Genomic DNA, 18,386 nt, shown 5'->3' with positions numbered 1-18,386 from the left:
TTATTCCCAAAAACGAATGGGATATTGCATACAATTATGATCTTCTTCTCCCTGCAATACTTTCCCAATGCGTTGCAGCGCCTCACTATTAATGGTAGTTTCAATATGCGGGAACAAAATTCGCTCTTCAAAACGTATATGTTTTTCCAGCAATTCACTCAATTGTGTAATATCATTGCAGGTAACATGAATGGCCATTTGTTTAAAATATTGCTGCAATAAACGATGCTCAGTTAACATTTGTTGAATGCCGCTGTTTAATACAGGATAAGTATTCCCTAAATTACGCAGGCAAATTTCTTCTAACTGAAAATGGTGTTGCAAATCGGTTTCCCAAAAATGAATGGAAAAATCGCAGATAATTTTTATAGCTGCATTTTTGGCAATCCCCTTTTTCAACAACAGGCAAAATAATAAGCCATTGTGATGCTGCCTTGACAGTGGCTGCATGGCTTCTGTTCGTTTAATGGGCATTTAATCTAATGATTGTATGATGGTAATAAATTCTGCCGCCTGTAAAGATGCCCCACCTACCAATCCGCCATCAACATCGGGTTGCGAAAACAACTCTTTTGCATTGGCAGCTTTTACACTACCGCCATATAAAATGGAAACAGATTGTGCAATATGATGGCCATATTTTTGTTCTAATTGCTGACGAATAAAAGCATGCATTTGCTGTGCCTGAGCTGTTGTGGCTGTTTTGCCGGTTCCAATAGCCCATATAGGTTCATAAGCAATAACTATCTGCTGTATTTGTTCAGTGGTTAAATGAAAAATGGATTCAACCAATTGATTGGCAACATACTCGGTTTCTTTACCTGCTTCTCTTACAACCAATGGTTCACCACAACAAAACAAAGGTTGCAATTGGTGCGCTAAGCATAGGTCAATTTTTTCTGCCAGCATGGCATTGGTTTCATTAAAATATTCTCTCCTTTCACTATGGCCTATTATAACATATTGTACACCTACCGATTGCAACATGAAAGCAGCCGTTTCACCTGTATATGCACCTGATTTTTTATGGGAACAATTTTGTGCGGCAATAAAAATATTTTCTTTTCCACCACATTTTTCTACAGCCATGGGTATATAAGGAAATGGAACAGCAAAAATTACTTCCCGACCGGGCAATAGCGCCAACGGCGCCTGCAATATATTGGTTAATAAAGTGGTACCTTCTTCCAGGTTTAAATTCATTTTCCAGTTGGCGGCTGCAATTTGTTTGCGCATGTTGTTGATAATTTAATTCAATTTAAAAATAAAGTGTTTACTCACTCAATTGCTCAAAGATATGCTGCAGTATTTTAATTTCATGATTTGATAGCCTGCATTTTTTAAATTCCATCCAATGTGAAATATCCGCTATTGCCTGCTTCAAGTTGTATTTTTTTTCTAACCCCCATGAAAAATGCGGCAGGTGTCTGGGCAACAATCCCGCTCCAAAAACATTACAACAAATACCCATTACAGTAGCCGTGTTGATGGAGGAATTGATGGCTACACGGGTATAATCGCCCATTAAAACGCCACATTTTTGCAGAAGATTACCATAGGTTTTTGTAGCATCATTCCACACCGAAACCGGGGCTCCGCTATTTTTTATGTTGCTATTGCTGGTTCCTGCACCTATATTACACCAGTTCCCAACCACACTATCACCTAAATAACCATGATGCGCTTTGTTGCTATAATCCATGATAATACTGTTTTTAATTTCACCACCCGCCACGCTATACCTGCCAATTGAAGTGCCTCCATAAATAGCAGCTCCCATTTTTACTACAGCATTTGCACCAACGGCAATGGGGCCACGTAACAAAGCACCTTCCATCACCAAAGCATTTTCGCCAATGTATACAGGGCCATCGTTTGCATTGATGGTAACGTGTTTTACTATGGCATCAGGTGCTATCCATACTGCATTAGGATTTTCAATACGATTGGATGCATCCATTGTACCCGGTTGTTGTAAAGAACGAACTAATGTAATATCTTCCTGAATGATGGCTGCATTGAACCGAAACAAATCGGTAACAGATTGCAGCATTTGAAGGGAATGTTGAAATGAATTGGGAACAACAATATTATTTGTTTCATTTCGAAAAAAATTTAGAGCCATTACATAATTGCCACAAAAAGCAATCATCCGGTTTTGATAAATAACAGATTGTCCGGGCCGTAAAGCAACCAATGTATTCAACAACTCAATATTGGGTAAAATATTGGCGGCAACATAAATTGCTTCATTTTCAGGTACCGATGGGTATAAATTGCATAAATAATCTATTGTAGCAATATACACCGTAGTGCCAGAAAATTTTTCCCAACGTTCTTTTTGCGTAAAAATGCCAAAACGCAAATCAGCTACCGACCGGTTCACTGAAAAGGGATAAAAATCATTCCGCCAATCGGCATTATCGTACAATACAATAGGTAGCATATAGCAACTTTTTAAAATGAAAATTTATATTTCATAACCAATCATTTCCATGCTCAACAAATAGTTGTATCCAGCGTTTTCTGTTGCTGTATTTTTCCATATCAATAATTAAATCTTTTCTGGACAGTGTAGCAAAATCCGGCAAAGTACCCAATCGGCTTTCAATTTGTTGTAATTGTTCAATGGCCAGAAATCCCAAACAATATACCGCAGCCATGGTATAATTAAACAAACGTTTTTGTTTGTCAGGTGCATTCAGGGCATTGATTTCGTTTTTTAACAATAGAACTTGTTGCTTATAAGCATGCTGTATAGCAGCAACAGAAGAAGAATGGTTGGCAAACGTATAAATTCCCGCCCTGCTGTCTTTGTAAGTATCAAACAAATCATTGATCATTTGAATAATAGTACCTAACAAATACCAGCATTTTTTTTCTGCCCCGGTACCTTCCACATCCATATAAAAATAACACATCAGCACTGCAAAGCCGCCTTTACGATGGGTTACAGACAATAATGTTTCTGCTGAAATAGATAGATTGAATTGTTGTAAAGAATCTTTCTGGGCCGTAAACATATCATGAAACAAAGCAAGATATGCTTCCTTCTGTTTTACTTCCTGCAATAAATACCGGTGAATGGCTCTGATGAGATATTCATCATCCGACTTAGGCGTATAATCATCACCCGAAAAAGTAAGGGCTTCAATTTCAGCAACAGTTAATGCATGGGTATCAAAAAAATCATCGTACATCGATGCCATTACAAAATAATATACCAATCGGGTTTTTTCAGCAATAGTAGTATAACGTCCATGCAATTGCGTAAAAGCATCGCAAACAATGGGGGTATAAATGGCATAACTAATAATGGATTTTTGTTTTACCGCATCAGCTATTAAAACGCCATGTTTTGTTTCAATAGCTGCAATCAGTTCCTGTGCAAAACGCTTCGATTGCCGCCTGCTGATAATAAAATGCAACAAAAGTTTGAAAACGACCGGAATGGCCAGTATGTATTTCTTTAAAGTTTCCACAGATTACAAAGAAACTATTATTTAGCATATCATTTTCATAGAATCAGAACCATGCTTTTTGTTACATGCCAAACAAAACAAGTTTAGTAACTTGCAGTTTTATTCAACAAATCATTGCACCATGAGTTTAGGCACATTTTCTTATCCCATGCCGGCCAATGAGCCGGTTTTACAGTATGCACCCGGAAGTAAAGAACGGGAATTGCTCAAAAAAGCATTAGCCGAATTAAAAGCAGCTACAGCAGATATACCCATGTATATTGGCTCTAAAGAAGTGAAAACCAATAAAAAAATAGCACTGCATCCGCCACATGAAATAAAACACACTTTAGGTTATTTTCATGCAGGAGATGAAAAGCATGTACAGCAAGCCATAGATGCAGCATTAACGGCCAGAGAAGCATGGGCTGATATGCCTTGGGAAGACAGAGCAGGGATTTTCTTAAAAGCTGCCGATTTGCTGGCTACGAAATACCGACCCTATTTGAATGCAGCCACCATGTTGGGGCAAAGTAAAAATGCTTTTCAGGCAGAAATTGACAGCGCCTGTGAATTAATAGATTTTTTACGATTTAATGTTCATTATTTAAGTGAAATATACCGGCAACAACCCAATAGTGCCCCAGGTATGCACAACCGTATGGAATACCGACCTTTAGAAGGTTTTGTAGTTGCAATAACCCCATTTAACTTTACTGCCATTAGTGGTAATTTACCTACTTCGGCTGCCATGTGCGGTAATGTAGTAGTTTGGAAACCAGCCAATACGCAGGTATTTGCGGCACAGTTGTTTATGAAAATATTGCTGGAAGCAGGTTTGCCACAAGGGGTAATTAATTTAATTTATGTGGATGGGCCGACTTTGGGAAAAGTTTGTTTTAATCACCGGGATTTTGCCGGTGTGCATTTTACCGGTTCAACCGGCGTATTCAATACCATGTGGGAAACCATTGGAAAAAATATGGCCATATACAAGTCATACCCCCGTATTGTTGGCGAAACCGGAGGAAAAGATTTTGTAGTAGTACACAAATCAGCCGACGTTGATGTAACCGTTACTGCATTGTTACGTGGTGCTTTTGAATATCAGGGACAAAAATGTTCTGCGGCATCCCGGGCATATATTCCTTCTAATCTTTCTGAAAAGATCAAGAAAAAATTAGTGGCAGGTGTGAATAGTTTTAAAATGGGAACCGTAGAAGATTTCAGTAATTTTATGAATGCCGTAATTGATGAAAAAAGTTTTGACAAAATTAAAAGTTATATTGACGGAGCCAAGCGCTCTAAAAAAGCTTCCATTTTAGTGGGTGGTGAATGCAGCAAAAAAGAAGGCTACTTTATACAGCCTACCATTATTATAGCAGAAGATCCGAAATATGTAACACTTTGTGAAGAAATATTTGGGCCTGTACTTACCCTGTATGTATATCCTGCCAACGAATTTGAAGCTGTATTAGATTTGGTTGACGGTACATCACCTTATGCATTAACAGGTTCTATCATAGCAAAAGACCGTGAAGCCATTGTTTTGGCTACACACAAACTACGCAATGCTGCCGGTAATTTTTATATTAATGATAAACCTACCGGAGCGGTAGTTGGGCAACAACCCTTTGGTGGGGCCAGAGCCAGTGGTACCAACGACAAAGCAGGAAGTATTTTAAACCTGTACCGCTGGTTAAGTGCCAGAACTATTAAAGAAACATTTAACCCTCCCGTTGATTACGGTTATACCTTTATGCAGGAGTCATAACAAGAATACAATAAATAAAACACAAAAAGCAGCCCATTCTTATGCCAGGGCTGCTTTTTACATTTGAAGGGATATATAAAAATTTATTCAGGCATTAATTACATGTATTACTCCGTTACTTGCCATTATAGCAGTAGCAGTAACCATTGCTGTGCCACCTTTAGCATCAGTCAGCAAAACCTTTACATCATGTAACCTTGCCTTCAACATTCCTCTTGCAAGTTTATATTTGGGCAGTACCGTGTACTTTTTGAATGGCAGCCTTTACATATTTGGCGGTTAATTTACCCGGTACAATATTGTAAGTTAAAATTTTAATGATCAAAGCCTTGTTTTCAGGCTTCAATAAATTGGCAATGGTACCATCCGGCAATTAATTAAATGCTGCATTGGTAAGAGCAAAAACCGTAAAGTGCCCCTTCCCTTCTAAAGCCTGCGCCAATCCTGCTGTTTTAACGGCAGCAATGGCTAAAACTGTTTTCTGCGCTTGTACCGAAAACGAACCCGGCAAAAGAATTGCTGCAAAGGCAAAGAATAATAATTTTGTTTTCATAACGCATTTTTTTAACGATTGTGCATAACAAAAGGTTAGATTATTTTCATATTTTAATAAGATATTCTATTTTGTGTAATGATTACAGGCAGCAATAATTTTTTTCATTCAACAAAAAAGTTTGAATGAAATAGAAAATTCATTTAAAAAAATTTTGAATCAACCTGTTTGTAAGAATATTCATTTTAAATACAGCAAACTATTATCCATTCAATATGCAATTTCAACTTATATTAGAATCAAATACGCCTGCTATCATTGGTTTAAATTACCAGTATCCTTTATCGGCCGCTATTTATAAAATTATACAACAGTCTGACGAAGTTTATGCCCGCTTTCTGCACAATGCCGGCTATACATCCGGCTTCAAATCCTTTAAATTGTTTACCTTTTCCAACCTCAATATTCCTTTTGAAATAAAGGGAGATAGAATGATATGTACAACCAATCGTGCCACCTTGTTAACTTGTTTTCACATGCCGGATGCGGCCACCCATTTTATTAAAGGTATTTTTCTACATCAACAAATTACTATAGCCGACAGCCGTTCAAAGGCACATTTCATGATTAAAGAAGTACAATTATTGCCAACTCCGAAATTAGATGCCATAGCTACTTTGTGGTTTGTACCTGCCAGTCCGTTAGTAACCGGACTAAAAAACAACAGGGGGCATTATGATTATATGTCGCCGCTTGATCAGGGTTATGAAAATAGTATCCGTTATAATTTAGTAGAAAAATGGAATAGCATTCACCCTTTAAGTACAGAAGAAAAGCAACAACTTTTTGAAACCATTCAAATAAAAACAGCGTATTATGCCACGCCTCCAAGGCACAGATTAATTACTATAAAAGAAAACACACCTGAGGAAACCAAAATTAGAGGATACGAAAAATTTAAAATACAAATAAAATCCCCGGCTCCTATCATTGAATTCGCCATGAACGCAGGTCTGGGTATTTATAATGCCATGGGCATGGGTTGCATTAAACCATTGGAATAAACAAAGCATATGGATCAGCAAAAAATACAACGATTGCTTCGCCTGTTAATGCTATTATCCGGACAAAAGCGATATAATTTACAGGAACTTATATCCAGAATGGAAATTTCTGAACGAACCATTTACCGGTATTTAGAAAGTTTTGAAACAGCCGGTTTTGTGATAGAACGCAACAATGGCAATTATCGGTTACAACAGGCACACAGTGCCACCAGAACCCTTCAAAATTTAATGCATTTTACCGAAGAAGAATTACTCATATTATTTGATACCCTTTCTTTAATTGAAGGAACATCTGCCATTAAAGAACAGCTAATCAGAAAATTAAACATGCTGTACGATTATAAAGTATTGCAATCATTACAACAAACAGATGATTTGTTGAAAATACAAAGCATTGCCCAGTCTATTCGGCAGAAAAAGCAGGTACTATTTAAAAATTACCGTTCATCCAATAGTAACATCATATCAGACAGAAAAGTAGAACCATTCGATTTTACAGCCGATTACCGTTCTGTTTGGTGTTATGAACACCAAAGCCGGCAATGCAAACAATTTAAATTAGCCCGTATACAAAGTATAGCAATATTACCTAATACATGGGAAAAGGAAGAAAAACACCACATTCATTTTACCGATGCATTCCGTATTTCGGCTAAAAAACCGGTGGGCAAAGTAGTTATAAGGCTCAGCTTAAAAGCGTATAATTTATTGGTAGAAGAATTTCCGCTCACAGCAAAATACATTGATAAAGAAAAAAATACGTATCTTTTAACCATTGCTGTAGCCGGATTTCAGGGTATTGGGCGATTTGTACTGGGCCTGCCCGGCGAAATAGAAGTATTGGGTAGCCCGGAATTCATAGAATTTTTAAGTAAGGAAAGAAAAAAATTTTAACTGACGGAAGTTGGCAGTTAAGTAAATGAAATTTGTGAGTGAGATAAGTGGAGATGGGGTAAATAAAGGGTTATGATACGATTTACTGAAAATAAAATATAAAAATGAAAATATTTGAAACTTATACAGGCAATGCAATGTTGAATAATGCATTAATGACTATTGAAGCATTGGCCGAATTAAATAATGTTTCAGAGATTACCCCAGAGTTGTTGTTGGAGTTATTCCAGAATAAAAATCTACCTGAACTAAATAAACGGTTGAAAAGTTATACAATGCTTTTCAGCTTAAACAATCCTTTAGTTAATCCCGCAAAAAAGAAAGATGATGTTGGAGAAATAACTTATAAGAACCTTCTTACTTCCATATTGAAAAACTGTGAATTTGAAGGTTCATTAACTTGCGAAATATCGGGATTGAAGTTTGAGAAACCTTTTGAAAGTTTTTATGAAGATGAAATTAAATCACAAAAGGAAATTTTGAAAGAAAAAAAGATTGATGCTGAGGAAGAAAAGAAGCAGTTGAGCAATTTAGACAATACTGATTTTTCTTTAAATCGTACTTGGTTTCCTTTGATTGGAGGTTTAGGTTCAGACGCACAAGCATTACCTCAAGCCAAATTTTCAATACAAATTCATCCAATTTGTATTGTTATTCTTCAGTTTCTACCATTATCGGCACTTTTATATAAGGGAGGTATTCTTCTTATTGATTCTTCAAATTTTGAGTTTTCAAAAAGATATGTTTTAGAGAATTGTAAAACATTAAAAGAAAGAATAGAAACTAAAAAATCAAATGAACCAATTGAAAATGTAAAAGACTTTTCTAAAGGAAATTATATATTAAAAGCATTAAAAATTTTTGAAGATAAAAATTTTGATGACGAGTATTCTGATTTGAATTTGTGGAGTTTTTCTAATTCAGGTACAGGTGCAAGTTGCGAGATAGATAGAATACCCAATTCCTTATTCAGGAAACTAAATAACCTTTATAATAATCCAAGTATTAGTCTAGAATTAAAGGATATTTTGAATAATAATAATCTGTCAAATAGTTTTTTAACAAGTTTGGAGAATGATACAGAATGGTGGTTGTTATATCCAAATGTATTTAAGAAAGTAAAGTACGAAGGTGTATCAGTGAATTTTCTGGAAGCTTATTTCAAAGCAATTAATAGTAAACAGAAAATTAAATATGCTAAATATTTAGCATATTTAATAAATAAGTATAAATCAAAATATTTTGAAAAATATTTAAATAGTACAACTGCCTGGGATGAAAAAGAATATAGAATAGATTTATATGCTGTTTTAGTAGAGGCTGCGAAAGGGGGAGAATGGAACTTGCATCACCATTTTAAGATTCTTGATGACGCTAACCAGTTGCCTGTTAAAAATACTTTTTATGATTTACACAAATTGATTCACTTTTATTATCAAAAAAAAGTTTTTGATAGCCAAATTCCAGAATTGAAAAATGAAGAATCACTTGCGAAAACTGTTGTAGAATGGTTGATTCGAATGATACAAAATGACATAAACAATGAATCGATTATCAGGAGATTAAAAAATGCACAAGAATATTCATCAGTTCGATATTCAGGCTTAATGCTAAGAGCATATAATGATTCAAATTTAAATATAGAAACTATAATCAATTCACTTTATGATGACCATTTAAATATATCAGTTATAGGCCTGAATGAACTTTTAAGATTATTTTTTAGCCAATATGAACTATTTAATATTCAAACAAATAACAGAATCCAATTACATGAATTGGAATGGACTACAAAAAAATGGATTATCGAAATAAATAATTTTGTAAAAGATTATCGTGCTTATTATTTTGATAAGTATGAAAATAAAGAAACGGGAACTAAGCCATTAGGAAAATTTTTAAATCTTATCAACGATATTTCTCTTGACAATTCTGAATTCTTGTATTGGTTTAAGGAGGCGATAGAAAATACAAACAATTATTTAATCACAAATAACCTTAAAAATTCAGAAGAATGGTCGGAGGGTTTATTGTACAATCCGGATGGTGAATTTGCAATTCCATTTGCTAAGTTCGCTATTAAATTTTTACTATTAAAAGAATTCCAGCCATCCATTTCTGAACAAAATCAAACAGTTATTTTATAATCAATTAAATAATAAATAAAATGGCAGAATTAAAAAACATCACTGGTGCATTGTTAATAGATGCTTCGGCTGCATTCCTAAATGGAGCGGGCTTAGGGACAGGGGAAGACAAAAACAAAGTAATTCCTAAAACCTTTAGGGAAAAAGTAAATAATCGTGTTGAAGAAGTGCCCTATGTTTCAGCACAATCCTGGCGTAGATGGCTTAGAGATACTACAAATGAAGAAAATGGATGGAATCCAAGTGAATTGAGAGCAATCGGAAAATCAGAAGGAAAGGAATCGACAAATAAAATTGCAACTGAATTGAATCCGATTGATTTTCCGGAAGACGATTTATTTGGATACATGAAAAGCGGCGCAAAAGGAGAAGAAAGTATTCAGAGAACATCGCCATTCAAGTCTTCAATCTTAAAAGGCATTCGCAATATGCGCACTTTAAATAATGATGAAGCATTTGTGCATTTAAAAGAAGGTACGCCTTTGCCCTATTCTACACGGTTTTATTCCACCCATTTGGAAGGCTTTTTTAATTTAGAATATTACCGCCTTGGAGTATATGAAAATTTAGGGAGCCATCAGGAATTATCGAAAGAGTTAGTGGAACAGCATCAGGATAAATTTGAAATTTCCGATTTAAATGGAAGCAAATTCAAAAGGTACAAATTAAAAGATGCTCAAAAAATTAGAAACAAAAATGCTTCTGGACTTCTTAAGGGGCTTGCATTTTTACGTGGGGGTGCTAAACAATCAGCTTTTGGTTCCGATGTTTCGCCTAAAGTTTTAATATTGGCGGGAATGGAATCTGCCAATCCTGTTTTCAACAATATCTTCATCGGAACAGGAGAAAAGCCGGCCTTAAATATTGAAGTTGTGAAACAAATAGCAAGTGATTATAGTTCAAAGTTAGCCACGCCTGTTTACATTGGTATACGTGCAGGTTATTTACAGAATGAAGAGGATGTAAAAGCATTAGGAGAAAGTTTTGTTATAGATTCACCTATCGGTATCGTTAATAATTTTACTGAAAAATATTTAAAATGATAAATGATGTTTTAGAAATTAAGTTTTCAGGTTGGTCTTCAACACCAAGAATGCCATTTATACTTTCAGGAAATGCATTATGCCTACCAACACCAACTTATTCCTTATTGTTAGGAATAATTGGTTGTTGTTTGGGCAGATTGATCAACCCCAATGAAGTAAAAGTTGGATTTTATTATGAATACGAAGGAATTGCTAATGATTTGGAAACTCGTCAACGACTTGAATTAGACGGAAAAAAAGTGAAAAGCCACTCTAAAGGTACCGATGCCTACTTGCGTGAATTTCATGTTTCACCTAAACTCACACTTTGGATTGACAGGTTAGATTGGAAGGAATATTTTATAAATCCTGTTGGAACACCTACTCTGGGAAGGTCACAAGATTTATTAAAAATTGAAAAGGTGACAGAAGTAGCTGTAATGCAAGTGGAAGAAACGATTTTATCAGGTTGCATGCTGCCTTTTAATGGTAGTTTAAAAATTGGTGGTCAATTAGTTCAGTTAGCTGAGGCCTATGTAGAAAATGATGAAGTAGGAAGCGGAAGAAGTGCAACAAAAAGTGTCATTTTCATGGCTGTTTCTCATGAAAATAAAGCTAAAATAAAATACCATAATCTTTATCGGATTAAGGGAAACGATGAAATAGGTTTTTATCTACATAGTTTTCAATAATGGAAAATAAATTTTTTGACCAATTCTTAGCAAAGAGTGATGGGGTCACTACATTAGAAATGCATACCCATCATGTAATAACCGCCGGCAATAATCTACTTCAAAATTTACCGCTTTCTCCCGAAGAAAAAGAGTATTGGAAACCCAAAATCTTCCGTTGTGCAGTATTACATGATTTGGGTAAAATACATAGCGCTTTTCAAAAAAAATTATTGAGACAGGAAGCAGCTTCTATTCGTCATGAAATTATTTCTCTATGGTTTTGTGAGAATTTCCTTGATTTAAAGGATGATGAACTATTTGCAATTGCTACACATCATAAAGGCATCATCAACCAGGGAGACGACAAAGGAAGATTGGAAGGCAATGTTTTGACATCACATATGGAAGCTCATTGGAAAAGTGATTCGGACTTATTAACAAAAGACACATTAATAGCATGGCTGGATTTGATGAAATTACATGAAGAAATTAAATATAAAGAAAAACAGGACCAAATAACAAAAGAAACTCAAAAGATTTTGCGATATGCATATCAGGGAAAATCCCTTCCTAAAAGTTATGCTCGTAAAGAGTTATCTATGATGAGGGCTTTATTAATTGCCGCAGACCATATTGGTTCTGCAAGAATGGAAAATAGTTTACCAGCTTATAAAAAAATTGAATTATCAAATTTTCAACCTAAAAATGATAATGTTTGTGTTGAGTTCAGACATTTTCAAAAGAAATTACAAACTATAAAGTCTGATATCATTTTACATGCACCCACTGGATCGGGGAAAACAGAAGCAGCTCTAAATTGGGTATTTGCTAATCAGACAGAAAATGCAAGATTGTTTTATCTTTTACCATATACTGCAAGTATCAATGCAATGGTTCGCCGATTGCAGATTGTTTTTGGGGATGATAAAGTGACCGCACTTCATTCTAAAACACTTGATTTTTTCTATGAACAATTAACCAATGAAGATTCTAATTATGAAGAAATAGAAGCAAGTGCTCAAACTAAAAAATCTCTATCCAGAGAATTATTCTATCCAATAAAAGTAGCAACATTACATCAAATACTGAAAACATCTTTAAGAGGAAAAGGATGGGAATTATCATTATTTGAGTATAAAAATGCTCTTTTTATTATTGACGAATTTCACACTTATGATTCTTTATTAACAGGGTTGATGCTTGCAAGTATAAAGTTGTTTAAGCAGCTTTTTAATGCGAAGTTCTTATTTATGTCAGCAACTGTTCCTGATTTTATGCTTCAACTTATAATCAAAGAAGTTTTTAAAGGTGATGAAAGAAATTTAATTCGGCCTGATAAAAATTTTGACAGTGACAGATTAATTCTCAATAGAAAAAGGCATCAGTTATATTGCCAGTCAGATTTAAAAATAGAAGATAGGTTATATCTTATTCTGGAGTATTTAGAGAAGGGGTATTCCGTTTTAGTCATCGTTAACAATGTTAAAACAGCTCAGAAACTTTATCTGGATATAGAGTTTAATGGCTCTGCAAAATTATTACATAGTGGCTTTAATAAGAAAGATAGAAATGAAATTGAAAAATCAATCACAAATAAAGATGTTTCAAAAAGGCCACAATTACTCATTGCAACGCAAGCTGTAGAAGTAAGTTTAGATATTGATTATGATATTGCATTTATAGAAAACGCCCCAATTGATGCACTTATTCAAAGGTTTGGAAGAATTAATCGTTCTGGTAAAAAAAAGATAAATCCTATTGAACAAGAAATCAATTTATTACATGATACTGTTCCGGTGTATATATTTGAAAAGATAATGGGCTTTACCCCTTTTTATGAAGAAGAAGTTTTAAAAAATACCTGGAACAACTTAACAGATTTTAATTTTCATGAGCTTTCAGAACAAGATTTAATTGATGTATGTAATAAGGTTTATGTGAATGGATATAATGAAAATCAGCAAAAAGATTTTTGTAAGGGTTTAAATAATTCAATAATAAAAAACTTTGAAAAGAAATGGATTGCTGGAGATTGGAACAATTGGATAGAAGATATTATTGAAAATAGCAATCAAAAAGTTGAAGTCCTATGTCATAACCTAATTGATGATTTTGATGAGAAGATAACAAATAAAAAGTACATAGAAGCAAATCAACTTTTAGTTCAGGTATACAAGTATGAATTGATGAACCAAACTAATGATACTAAAAGAAATGTGATTATTGCTAGTAATTTAATTTACGATGAGACTGTTGGTTATATGAAAAAGGATGACTCATTTGAAGAAAGAATCTTGTAATTTCCTATTTATTTTACACCCTATTTCATCATTTTATTATCACTTAACGAAAATTTAAACCCACTCCCCATCTTCTTGCAGATATTGCCAATCCTGCCTAAAATATGAATGCAGCTAATTATGATAATTTACTTCACAAAAAAAGACTGACCACTAATTAAACACCGCAGCTGATTGTTTGTAACATTATTTTTAAAACTGATTTAATTTTTAGATTATCCCATCAACATGCAAATTACCGCTACACATATTAATTATTATTTTGTTTGCAAAAGAAAGCTTTGGCTGTTTTCGAATGGAATTAGTATGGAGCATACTTCTGAAAATGTAAAAGAGGGCAAATTATTACATGAAACCAGCTATCCGCAAAGAGCGGAACGGTACAGGGAAATTGAAGTATCATTCCCATTTAACACAACTACCCTATTGGGTAAAATTGACTTTTATGATGTACAACAAAATGTTATTCACGAAATCAAAAAGAACAATACAATGGAAGATGGGCATGTATGGCAGATAAAATTTTATATGTGGTTAACGCAGCTAAACGGATTTAAAAATACAACAGGTATATTGGAATATCCATTATTAAAAACAACGAAAAATATAGCAGCGCTTACCTTAACCGATATTGAAACATTAAACAAAGTTTGTATAGAAATTTCAGAAATAGCAGCATCCAATACCTGCCCGCCTGTTATTCAAAAAAAAATTTGTAAAAAATGTGCTTATTATGAGTTATGTTATATAACCGAATAAATTATTTACTATTTTATGTATGTATAAAACATTTAAAATTAAATGGGCGTAAATAATTGGTTGTAAACAATTACATTAAAACAGGATCCTTTTTAAAAATAAGCATTTTATAGAAGATACCAAACATAAGGAATATGCGCAAATCGTATTATTTATTTAATCCGGGGCGTTTAAGCAGAAAAGATAATACCCTAAAATTTACACCTGTTGATGAAGATGGAAATGAAGGCCCGGTTAAATACATACCAGTTGAAGGGATTAACAATTTATATGCATTTGGAAGTTTAGATGCCAATAGTGCTTTATATAATTTTTTAGGTAAAGAACAAATCAGTGTTCATTTTTTTGATTATTATGAACATTATACCGGTTCTTTCATGCCTAAAGACTATTTACTGGCCGGCAAAATGCTCATTGCACAAACCAATGCATACAGCAATGCAACTGCAAGATTACACATTGCACAACAATTTGTAAGTGGCGGTGCTGCCAATATGCAAAAAAATTTGCGTTATTATTACAACAGGGGTAAAACCATTGAAAGTTCTATTGAAAAAATTGATGCGCTGATGCGTGCCATTCCTGAAACTACCCATATTGAAATGCTGATGGGTATAGAAGGAAATATACGCATAGCCTATTATGAGGCCTTTGATAGTATTATTACCCATTTCGAAATGGGGAACAGAACCAAACAACCCCCATCGAATGAAGTAAATACCATGATTTCCTTTTTAAACAGCATGTGTTACAGTTTGTGTTTAGATATGATTTATCATACACAACTCAATCCTACCATCAGTTTCCTGCATCAGCCCGGCGAACGAAGATATTCTTTAGCATTAGATATAGCAGAAATTTTTAAACCGATATTGGCCGACAGATTAATTTTTACTTTACTAAATAGAAAGCAAATTCAGGCACATGATTTTGATAAACAGCTCAATAGTTGTCTGTTAAAAGAAAGTGGTCGTAAAATTATTACCAAAGCCTGGGATGAAAAATTAAATGAAACCATACAACACCGTTCATTAAACCGACAGGTTAGCTACAAACATCTGGTAAAATTAGAATGTTACAAATTAGTAAAACATATTTTGGGCATGGAAACATACAAGCCATTTAAAGCGTGGTGGTAAAAATGGAGATATTTAAAATTAAATATAAATTAATATAAAAAATGTATATTATTTTAGTATACGATATAGAGCAAAAACGGGTAGGTAAAATGTTAAAACTATGCAGAATATATTTAAACTGGATACAGAATAGTGTTTTTGAAGGGGAGATTACAGAGGTAAAACTAAAAGAACTGATAGTCAAAGCCAAAATAATGATGGATATTAAAACCGACAGTTTAATCATTTTTAAAAGCCGACAGGAAAAATGGTTAGAGAAACAGGTAATTGGTAAAGAAAAAAATGAGGTAGATAATTTTATTTAACATCGTCTACCACCCTGTATGTAGCTTTAAGGCAACTACAAAAACATGTAAGTTTTTATCATAAAATAGCACCAATCATACTTTCATCGCATCGTCGAACAAAGGCTGCAATAATATTATCACAGATCGACTACTTTTTAGTGCAAAAACCTTAGTTTTACCTTATTAAATTACATTGTAAATCAACTGTTTATCATTTGCTGATAAGCGGCTTTTAATCGTACCATATTGGAATTGAAATTTAAATGGTACAACTGCTTCTTTCTCTGGTGATTTCTTTTAATCGTACCATATTGGAATTGAAATTATTTGTCGGCCTCTTTTCGGTCTGCGACAACTAAGCTTTTAATCGTACCATATTGGAATTGAAATGTTATTAATATAGATTCAACTTTTGGGAATATTTTCTTTTAATCGTACCATATTGGAATTGAAATTTAGATTATTAACCGCAGTTTCTTCGGCAAGCTTCTCTTTTAATCGTACCATATTGGAATTGAAATAATGCATTATTAATTGATAATACAGGTGTTTCAACTTTTAATCGTACCATATTGGAATTGAAATTCTGTATCTTTTAGTGCAATTACAGCTTCTTTATCCTTTTAATCGTACCATATTGGAATTGAAATGTTTTTACGGGCCAGCTGTAAAGATTCGGTGTTTACCTTTTAATCGTACCATATTGGAATTGAAATTGGTAACAAGCATAGAGGATATATTGAGCAGTTTTTCTTTTAATCGTACCATATTGGAATTGAAATAAAGTTAAGCTATCGGCATGGCATAAAATGCGCCACTTTTAATCGTACCATATTGGAATTGAAATAACACTGCATTGGCATCATTGCCTTGAAACTCTTCTTTTAATCGTACCATATTGGAATTGAAATGAATTAGATAAGCTGATTGAGCAACTTGCGCACGACTTTTAATCGTACCATATTGGAATTGAAATGGTATTGACTGATAAGATGCTGCATGTGCCTTTGAAGTCTTTTAATCGTACCATATTGGAATTGAAATCTATTAATGCGCTTCGTTAAGAAGTCAGTTGCCACTTTTAATCGTACCATATTGGAATTGAAATGAAGGAACCTTTTAAAAAGGCTATTAAAGCGTGGCCTTTTAATCGTACCATATTGGAATTGAAATACCGTGGGGTTGAGCCACAAATAGGCAATGTTAACTTTTAATCGTACCATATTGGAATTGAAATGGTAAAACATTAGATGCAAAAATTATTCATGAACCACTTTTAATCGTACCATATTGGAATTGAAATTGTTTTTATAGTTTCAGAAATTAACGGCAAAGAATACTTTTAATCGTACCATATTGGAATTGAAATACGATTAAAGCAGCTGCACCATTAATTGCCGGTGTCTTTTAATCGTACCATATTGGAATTGAAATTAAAAGCGACAGTTTACGTTGTCAGCGTTGTTTTCTTTTAATCGTACCATATTGGAATTGAAATTTGTTTAAAATTTATGGGTTAGTAAAAATTAAATACCTTTTAATCGTACCATATTGGAATTGAAATCCCGTAAACTTAAATAATGAGACAGTTATTATTTCTTTTAATCGTACCATATTGGAATTGAAATGTTAGCAGCATTGGTATAATCTGCATAGCGGAGAATACTTTTAATCGTACCATATTGGAATTGAAATATTAAAATTAAAATGCTATAATTATTTTTTCTTACTTTTAATCGTACCATATTGGAATTGAAATGCAAATAATGCATACTTTACAGCGAGCGGTATTAACTTTTAATCGTACCATATTGGAATTGAAATTTAATTGAAATATTAAATAAGCATGAAGATAAATTAACTTTTAATCGTACCATATTGGAATTGAAATAATGGTGCTTTGGTAAACAGTTCAATAACTGTACCTTTTAATCGTACCATATTGGAATTGAAATATGCTAAAACGGAACCTAAAGGATACGCTGAATCGATCTTTTAATCGTACCATATTGGAATTGAAATACCTAAATAATTAGATTCGTAAATTTCATTAATACTTTTAATCGTACCATATTGGAATTGAAATTAACTGAATAGCTATATAAGGGCTTACATTATTATCTACTTTTAATCGTACCATATTGGAATTGAAATTTCAGTAATTTAAATCGAGCTGCATAACCAATTACCTCTTTTAATCGTACCATATTGGAATTGAAATTCGTGATAGCATGTTTCTTTAAATTTTTCTGCTGCTTTTAATCGTACCATATTGGAATTGAAATGTAACCGCAGCAACGATTAAAGAAATTACCTGGATCTTTTAATCGTACCATATTGGAATTGAAATGTGTTTCAATGCTGCC

Annotated in this window: 16 protein-coding genes and 1 CRISPR repeat array (1 of these 17 only partly in view); of the genes, 10 read left to right on the top strand and 6 right to left on the bottom strand. The window is 33.6% G+C overall.

The window, feature by feature from the left end:
• The 4 genes from AC3QLY_RS13110 to AC3QLY_RS13095 are packed head-to-tail and all read right to left on the bottom strand — an operon-like array spanning window position 1 to window position 3,482.
• Window positions 1-474: a hemerythrin domain-containing protein gene (locus AC3QLY_RS13110; RefSeq protein WP_074417731.1), complete on the bottom strand. Its 474-nt coding sequence runs from the start codon at window positions 472-474 to the stop codon at window positions 1-3.
• The gene (gene tpiA / locus AC3QLY_RS13105; RefSeq protein ID WP_074417732.1) at window positions 475-1,236 is read right to left on the bottom strand and encodes a triose-phosphate isomerase; all 762 of its coding nucleotides are present in this window, start codon (window positions 1,234-1,236) and stop codon (window positions 475-477) included. It lies immediately after the preceding gene.
• Between the two features lie 37 nt (window positions 1,237-1,273).
• Window positions 1,274-2,446: a putative sugar nucleotidyl transferase gene (locus AC3QLY_RS13100; protein ID WP_074417733.1), complete on the bottom strand. Its 1,173-nt coding sequence runs from the start codon at window positions 2,444-2,446 to the stop codon at window positions 1,274-1,276.
• Between the two features lie 31 nt (window positions 2,447-2,477).
• The gene (locus AC3QLY_RS13095; protein ID WP_218331331.1) at window positions 2,478-3,482 is read right to left on the bottom strand and encodes a class 1 isoprenoid biosynthesis enzyme; all 1,005 of its coding nucleotides are present in this window, start codon (window positions 3,480-3,482) and stop codon (window positions 2,478-2,480) included.
• Between the two features lie 121 nt (window positions 3,483-3,603).
• Here AC3QLY_RS13095 and pruA point away from each other — a divergent pair, with 121 nt between their 5' ends.
• Window positions 3,604-5,235: an L-glutamate gamma-semialdehyde dehydrogenase gene (gene pruA / locus AC3QLY_RS13090; RefSeq protein WP_074420040.1), complete on the top strand. Its 1,632-nt coding sequence runs from the start codon at window positions 3,604-3,606 to the stop codon at window positions 5,233-5,235.
• Between the two features lie 87 nt (window positions 5,236-5,322).
• Here the strand turns inward: pruA and AC3QLY_RS13085 are convergent, their stop codons facing one another.
• Window positions 5,323-5,445, bottom strand: coding sequence for a fasciclin domain-containing protein (locus AC3QLY_RS13085; protein WP_218331332.1), 123 nt, complete (start codon window positions 5,443-5,445; stop codon window positions 5,323-5,325).
• Window positions 5,446-5,608: 163 nt separating this feature from the next.
• On the bottom strand, window positions 5,609-5,788 hold the full coding sequence (locus AC3QLY_RS13080; RefSeq protein ID WP_218331333.1) for a fasciclin domain-containing protein: 180 nt from the start codon (window positions 5,786-5,788) through the stop codon (window positions 5,609-5,611).
• A gap of 215 nt (window positions 5,789-6,003) precedes the next feature.
• Here AC3QLY_RS13080 and cas6 point away from each other — a divergent pair, with 215 nt between their 5' ends.
• The 9 genes from cas6 (at window position 6,004) to cas2 (ending at window position 16,038) form a co-directional block, all read left to right on the top strand.
• A complete protein-coding gene (cas6, locus tag AC3QLY_RS13075; RefSeq protein ID WP_074420041.1) occupies window positions 6,004-6,792 on the top strand; it encodes a CRISPR-associated endoribonuclease Cas6 in 789 nt (262 codons plus the stop codon).
• A 9-nt stretch (window positions 6,793-6,801) separates the two neighbouring features.
• On the top strand, window positions 6,802-7,689 hold the full coding sequence (locus AC3QLY_RS13070; protein WP_074420042.1) for a helix-turn-helix transcriptional regulator: 888 nt from the start codon (window positions 6,802-6,804) through the stop codon (window positions 7,687-7,689).
• Window positions 7,690-7,793: 104 nt separating this feature from the next.
• Window positions 7,794-9,836, top strand: a complete 2,043-nt coding sequence (locus tag AC3QLY_RS13065) for a hypothetical protein (protein WP_492989854.1) — start codon at window positions 7,794-7,796, stop codon at window positions 9,834-9,836.
• Between the two features lie 20 nt (window positions 9,837-9,856).
• Window positions 9,857-10,879 (top strand): type I-B CRISPR-associated protein Cas7/Cst2/DevR, encoded by a 1,023-nt coding sequence (cas7i, locus tag AC3QLY_RS13060; RefSeq protein ID WP_288096918.1) that lies wholly within the window; start codon window positions 9,857-9,859, stop codon window positions 10,877-10,879.
• A complete protein-coding gene (locus AC3QLY_RS13055) occupies window positions 10,876-11,553 on the top strand; it encodes a Cas5 family CRISPR-associated protein (protein WP_288096919.1) in 678 nt (225 codons plus the stop codon). The genes cas7i and AC3QLY_RS13055 overlap by 4 nt, the downstream gene beginning before the upstream one ends.
• Window positions 11,553-13,835, top strand: a complete 2,283-nt coding sequence (gene cas3 / locus AC3QLY_RS13050; RefSeq protein ID WP_492989853.1) for a CRISPR-associated helicase Cas3' — start codon at window positions 11,553-11,555, stop codon at window positions 13,833-13,835. The genes AC3QLY_RS13055 and cas3 overlap by 1 nt, the downstream gene beginning before the upstream one ends.
• Before the next feature lie 228 nt (window positions 13,836-14,063).
• The gene (cas4, locus tag AC3QLY_RS13045) at window positions 14,064-14,594 is read left to right on the top strand and encodes a CRISPR-associated protein Cas4 (RefSeq protein WP_492989852.1); all 531 of its coding nucleotides are present in this window, start codon (window positions 14,064-14,066) and stop codon (window positions 14,592-14,594) included.
• A gap of 134 nt (window positions 14,595-14,728) precedes the next feature.
• Window positions 14,729-15,733, top strand: coding sequence for a type I-B CRISPR-associated endonuclease Cas1b (gene cas1b / locus AC3QLY_RS13040; protein WP_218331341.1), 1,005 nt, complete (start codon window positions 14,729-14,731; stop codon window positions 15,731-15,733).
• Window positions 15,734-15,774: 41 nt separating this feature from the next.
• On the top strand, window positions 15,775-16,038 hold the full coding sequence (gene cas2 / locus AC3QLY_RS13035) for a CRISPR-associated endonuclease Cas2 (RefSeq protein ID WP_074419198.1): 264 nt from the start codon (window positions 15,775-15,777) through the stop codon (window positions 16,036-16,038).
• A gap of 211 nt (window positions 16,039-16,249) precedes the next feature.
• A CRISPR array of direct repeats spans window positions 16,250-18,386; the repeat unit is 30 nt; unit sequence CTTTTAATCGTACCATATTGGAATTGAAAT; it runs 4,232 nt beyond the window's last position.

This window comes from Hydrotalea sp. GW822-HT8A01 (genome assembly GCF_058798575.1).
Note: the sequence above shows the minus strand (reverse complement) of the source record. Positions and strands in the feature narration are given on the sequence as shown.

Coding starts and splice junctions, on each gene's coding strand:
- AC3QLY_RS13110 (WP_074417731.1), bottom strand. CDS start 474: ATGCCCATTAAACGAACAGAAGCCATGCAGCCACTGTCAAGGCAGCAT.
- tpiA (WP_074417732.1), bottom strand. CDS start 1,236: ATGCGCAAACAAATTGCAGCCGCCAACTGGAAAATGAATTTAAACCTG.
- AC3QLY_RS13080 (WP_218331333.1), bottom strand. CDS start 5,788: ATGAAAACAAAATTATTATTCTTTGCCTTTGCAGCAATTCTTTTGCCG.
- pruA (WP_074420040.1), top strand. CDS start 3,604: ATGAGTTTAGGCACATTTTCTTATCCCATGCCGGCCAATGAGCCGGTT.
- AC3QLY_RS13070 (WP_074420042.1), top strand. CDS start 6,802: ATGGATCAGCAAAAAATACAACGATTGCTTCGCCTGTTAATGCTATTA.
- cas2 (WP_074419198.1), top strand. CDS start 15,775: ATGTATATTATTTTAGTATACGATATAGAGCAAAAACGGGTAGGTAAA.
- cas3 (WP_492989853.1), top strand. CDS start 11,553: ATGGAAAATAAATTTTTTGACCAATTCTTAGCAAAGAGTGATGGGGTC.
- cas4 (WP_492989852.1), top strand. CDS start 14,064: ATGCAAATTACCGCTACACATATTAATTATTATTTTGTTTGCAAAAGA.
- AC3QLY_RS13055 (WP_288096919.1), top strand. CDS start 10,876: ATGATAAATGATGTTTTAGAAATTAAGTTTTCAGGTTGGTCTTCAACA.
- cas6 (WP_074420041.1), top strand. CDS start 6,004: ATGCAATTTCAACTTATATTAGAATCAAATACGCCTGCTATCATTGGT.
- cas7i (WP_288096918.1), top strand. CDS start 9,857: ATGGCAGAATTAAAAAACATCACTGGTGCATTGTTAATAGATGCTTCG.
- AC3QLY_RS13100 (WP_074417733.1), bottom strand. CDS start 2,446: ATGCTACCTATTGTATTGTACGATAATGCCGATTGGCGGAATGATTTT.
- cas1b (WP_218331341.1), top strand. CDS start 14,729: ATGCGCAAATCGTATTATTTATTTAATCCGGGGCGTTTAAGCAGAAAA.
- AC3QLY_RS13065 (WP_492989854.1), top strand. CDS start 7,794: ATGAAAATATTTGAAACTTATACAGGCAATGCAATGTTGAATAATGCA.
- AC3QLY_RS13085 (WP_218331332.1), bottom strand. CDS start 5,445: ATGTTGAAGGCAAGGTTACATGATGTAAAGGTTTTGCTGACTGATGCT.